Genomic DNA, 4,983 nt, shown 5'->3' with positions numbered 1-4,983 from the left:
CGGGTTCATAACGACTGATGCGTTAAAAAAATTAGGGGCTTCGGTCGTTTAGAGCAAAAGAGCGCCGAAAAGTGAAATAAGACGTTCCTTATTACTTGTTTATAGAAAAAATATATAAATTCCAACATAAAGAAAGAGTGCCTCTACATTTATTCAGGCACTCTTCTTAATATTGATTTCTTAGTCAAAAAGACTGTCATATACGCTGCCGAGAGGAGGTTATGCACCTCTTAAGTGAACCCTTTAGATTCACTTTCCGTCGCTTTTTTTGTTTCACCTACTATTAGAGCAGTGCACTTGTTAAAAAAGGCACAATCCTTAAAGAATCGTGCCTTGAACAACAAGCAATTGGAATGAAAAACAGTTGAAGGAAAATATGATCTGAACGGATTGTATCAGTTTAAGGATTCAATTTCGTGCTAATCGATAATCGGTAGGGCTGAACTGCATGTACTTTTTGAACATCCGGCTGAAATAATTGGCATCATGGAATCCTGTTCTGTCAGCGATCTCGCTGATGGGTAGATCCGTCATTTCTAAATACGACAAAGACTTGTCAATTCTCAAGCGATTCAAATAGTCAATCAAACTTAACCCTACTTCCTTTTTAAACAAATGACTAAAATGATACCGACTTAAGCAGCAATATTGTGCTATCTCATTTAGAGTAATATTCCTCTGATGGTTTTCTTTAATATAATCGATCGCTTGTTGAATTAAAGGAGTTACTTCCATTTGATTCGTGTTCAAGGCTTGCTCTGTAAGCCAAACCGCATATTCACAAACCTGATTAACAAATTTATCGTAACGAATGATATGATACAAGTTTTGAATAAAATTTGTATTGTTTGTAAGGATGGTTGTGGCATTGGCGCCTGATTCCATCACCCTTTTAGACATTAATAAAACAATGGACACTACTTCTGTTTTGAAAATATCCTCATTAAAATGACAAGCCTCTGCTATTTTTTCCATGAGGTGTTTCAAACGATGAATGCTCCCCTCTACATCCCCAATCTTTACAAGGGCGAGCAGCTCTGCCTTTTCTTCACTAAACGGATTAATGAATGACGCCTCTTGATTCCGTTCCATTTCGCAATGAAAGATTAATTGATTTCCTTGAAAAAAACGTCCCGACATTGATTTCCTTGCTTCCATAAAGGATTGGTAAAGGAGGTATGGATTTTCATAATATTTTCCGATTCCGATTGATACAGAAAGGTCAATCGAATGAATAGAAAGCTGAATTTCCTTTGCCATATGAAGCATTTTTCTATTAAACTCCTCTTCTGAGTCCTTTTCATCCAACTCCAAAAGGAGGGCAAGAACCCCTTCCTCAATCCAATTCCAGAGAAATGGAATACGGACTGTCTCTTCCATTTTTCCCACCAGCTGTTGACCAATCATTTTTCTCCACTCTAAAGAATTCCGGCTTGCTATATCAGGATAACGATCAATTGAAATAACCATCACTAAATGGGGTTGTATAAATATCCCGAACCTTTGTTGTATCTCTTCAAATGTCCCTTCATGAACAAGCGTTCCAGAGAGTAGAAGATGTGAAAAAACAGCGCTGTTTGAATCTTGCTTCATTTTCTCATTCCCCTCGTTCTTCCTATCTTCTATTTGAAAGAAAAAGAAGCCGCTTTTCTCTGAAGATAAAATGGCTTCCTCCTTAAATGTTTACTATTGTATTTCTCCAATTAATTCTTCGACTAGTAGAACGATTTCTCCTTCTTGGATGTGTTGGTAAATAATCTCTATATCAGGTTGGAAAAATCTGTCCTCTTGTACAGTTGGTACATTCTCCCGAATAAACTGATGAACCTTCCCTGTTACGGGGGATGGATTCAATGATTCATAGAAATCTAACGCCTGCGTGCCTAGCATCAATTCAATCGCTAAAATATATTGAAGTTTCTTAGAAATTTGATAGGCTTTCTTAGCCGCAAAATAGGCAAAACTCACCACATCCTCTTGATTCGCACAAGTGGAGACATTATCAATGGTAGCTGGATGAGAAAGAACTCTGATTTCATTTAATAAACCGGCAGCAGTATATTGGGGAATCATATATCCATTATTTAAACCAGGATTGACCACTAAGAAGTTTGGCAATTCACTTACATGATAATTCACCAACCGGTCAATCCGGCGTTCCGCAATCTTCGCTAAGTTCGCCATCGCGATACACATGGCATCTGCATCCATTCCTACATAGGAACTGTCGAAGTTACCTCCACTGAGGGCGATTCCATCATCACCTTCAGGCCAGATGATGGGATTATCACTAACGGACTGCATTTCATTCATTAGGTTTTCCAGCGCATTTTTCAATACCTTCTTTACGGCACCATGGACCTGCGGAATACAGCGCAGACTTAGCGCATCCTGCAACCGATATTCTTTGAACTGTTCGGCAATTTGACTTCCCTGAAGAATTCTAACTAAATTCCGGGCTGTTTTACTCTGTTCCTCGTGTTTTTTTACGGAATGTAGGCGAGGATCAAAAGCTTTAATGGTTCCTTTTAACGATTCGAACGACATGGCTCCGGAAATATCAGCCGTTTTGACAGCTTGAGTCGCATTATATAAGGCGAGCGCGGCAAACGCTGTAACAGAAGTCGTACCGTTTAGAAGTGCCAGTCCTTCTTTACAACCTAAAGTAACTGGCTTTAATCCTGCCTTCTCTAAAGCCTCGCACCCTGAAAGGAGTTCGCCTTTATACCAGGCTCTACCCTCCCCCATTAAAACTAAAGCAATATGTGCTTCAGGAGAAAGATAGGCCACTGAACCATCACCGGGTACAACCGGCAAAATATCATGATTCAATAATCCGGCCATAAGCTCTAAAACTTCTAAACTGACTCCTGAAAATCCATGCCCTAAATGGTTGAGGATCGTGAACTGAATCGCTCTAACCACTTCTTTTTCCAGTGGCTCCCCTACTGAAACAGCATGGGATCGAACAATATTCCGTTGGAGGATTTCGGCATCGTCCTTCGAAATCACTTTTGTGACATTACTGCCAAATCCAGTTGTCACTCCATATATCGGGCGTTCTTCCTGTAAAAACTTTTCGATTAACCCGCGTGATGTTTTCACCCTGCTGCGGTATGATTCTGAAAAGGAAATTTTTGCGGAATACCTTGCAACAGCGACCACCTCATCAATCGAAAGCTCATGATCTCCAAGAATAACTTCTTTTATATCTCTTGGATGTAAGGATTCATTATTGGTCATCTAACACACCTCTTTAAATAAAGCCTATGATAAATTTCTTTTTCCTGAAAGCGAAGTATCGATGGTTGGAGAGGTCCCCGTTTCAAGTTCTGGCTTATTGACATCGCTCATCGACAGATACTTTGTTTCTGGTGCCCATGCGATCGAGACAATGGTTCCAATCAATAGAATCACACTCATCGCAATCATCGATGGGCCCATTCCCCATGAACTAACGCTAACAGGCAGCAAAAAGGTTCCAATAGCAGAACCAATTCGGCTGACAGCAGTGGTGACACCTACACCTGTTCCGCGAATTTCTGTCGGGAAAAGTTCGGCAGGATAAATTAACGTAAGATTGGAAGCAGCAGACATCACAAATGTGAAGGTGGCAAAAATAATGATCGCAATGGTATGTGAATCCTTAGGCAATACACTTAAAAGAAATAATGAGACGGTAAGAATGATAAATGTATAAATGGTGAAACCTCTGCGCGTAAGCTTTTCTGTACACCAAACCCCAACGATGGCTCCAGCTAAAAGGAAAAGGTTAAGCTGCATATCCACACTGAAGGTCTCTTCAAATCCCATTTTACTTAAGATTGTAGGAAGAAAGGTATAAATGGCGAAATACGGAACAACCTGACATACATAAAATAATGATCCAAATGTTGTACGTTTCCAAAGCTGTTTGCTGAAAAGGTCGACCATACGGAAGGGCTTTTCAGAATGAGACTTAATGGTTTCATCCATTATGGCATTCGGTCCAATATATTTTCTTACAATGGCACGGGCCTCTTCTACACGCCCCATTTTAATTAACCAAAGTGGCGATTCTGGAGTACCGATACGTAATATTAATAAAATAAAAGCGGGAATAGCAGCACTCATCAGCATCCATCGCCAAGATTCCGGGCCTGCTTTTTGTAAGTAAAAACCGACAATATTCGAAACAACATAACCGACTGTCCAGAGGACATTTAAAGAAGAAAGCAATAATCCTCGATACTTTCTAGGGGCAAACTCAGCGAGTAAAGTCGATCCAACCGCGTAGTCTCCACCTAAGGCAATCCCTATCAATAAGCGTAAAATGAACAGCGTCCATGGATCATTCACAAAGAACTGTAAAGCAGAGGCAATCCCGATAATCAGAAAATTAGCTAAGTAGATTTTCTGTCTGCCAATCCGGTCGGATAGCCCTCCCAGTAACAGACTCCCGAAAAAGAGGCCAATTAAAGCGGAGCTTCCGATTAATCCTTCCCATATGCTGCCTAGTTTCATTTGTGGCCCTAACAAGGAAAGCGCCATTCCAATAATCCCTAAAGCATAACCATCCGAAAAATTAGAACCGAACGTAAGGGCGGTAATCCGAAGATGAAATTTATTAAGCGGGGCATCATCGATTAAATATTTTTGATTGCTCATAAAAGTCTCCTTTTCTGCTTTTATTTGACTTTTCAGATTTATCACGATAAAAAAATAACTCTCTTTTCACTCCCTTTCATGTATGCGTTTTCACTTTAGTATACTAAATTATAATATGTTAATAGAAAGAAGGCTCTAGAGGATAATTCGATTTATTAGCACAATATTGCTATATTAATGTGCTGATCGGCCAAACAAAAAAAGAGGGAAACCACATTAAACTGGCACCTTTGTCAAGGACACTATAAAAAAAGAGATTAAGCAACTAGAAGATGATTCCTATATTGAATAGGGGTCATCTTTTTTAAGTTCCATTGATATCGATAATTGTTATAG

4 protein-coding genes are annotated in these 4,983 nt (G+C 39.6%); all 4 read right to left on the bottom strand.

Annotated features, from left to right (window positions below; translation table 11 throughout):
* Window positions 1–408: 408 nt before the first annotated feature.
* Window positions 409–1,593 (bottom strand): AraC family transcriptional regulator, encoded by a 1,185-nt coding sequence (locus V7161_RS29410; protein ID WP_335716313.1) that lies wholly within the window; start codon window positions 1,591–1,593, stop codon window positions 409–411.
* Window positions 1,594–1,686: 93 nt separating this feature from the next.
* Window positions 1,687–3,243, bottom strand: a complete 1,557-nt coding sequence (hutH, locus tag V7161_RS29405) for a histidine ammonia-lyase (protein ID WP_335716312.1) — start codon at window positions 3,241–3,243, stop codon at window positions 1,687–1,689.
* Between the two features lie 24 nt (window positions 3,244–3,267).
* Window positions 3,268–4,647, bottom strand: a complete 1,380-nt coding sequence (locus tag V7161_RS29400; protein WP_335716311.1) for an MFS transporter — start codon at window positions 4,645–4,647, stop codon at window positions 3,268–3,270.
* Between the two features lie 257 nt (window positions 4,648–4,904).
* The coding region (locus V7161_RS29395; protein ID WP_335715751.1) for an IS3 family transposase at window positions 4,905–4,983 on the bottom strand (79 nt) is incomplete at its 5' end.

It is taken from the genome of Neobacillus drentensis, from assembly GCF_036965425.1.
In the GTDB taxonomy this organism is placed as follows: domain Bacteria; phylum Bacillota; class Bacilli; order Bacillales; family Cytobacillaceae; genus Neobacillus; species Neobacillus drentensis_F.
This window is presented reverse-complemented; position numbering and strand designations above follow the sequence as displayed.

Excerpts from the sequence above, each read along its gene's own strand:
- V7161_RS29410 (WP_335716313.1), bottom strand. The coding sequence starts at position 1,593 with ATGAAGCAAGATTCAAACAGCGCTGTTTTTTCACATCTTCTACTCTCT.
- hutH (WP_335716312.1), bottom strand. The coding sequence starts at position 3,243 with ATGACCAATAATGAATCCTTACATCCAAGAGATATAAAAGAAGTTATT.
- V7161_RS29400 (WP_335716311.1), bottom strand. The coding sequence starts at position 4,647 with ATGAGCAATCAAAAATATTTAATCGATGATGCCCCGCTTAATAAATTT.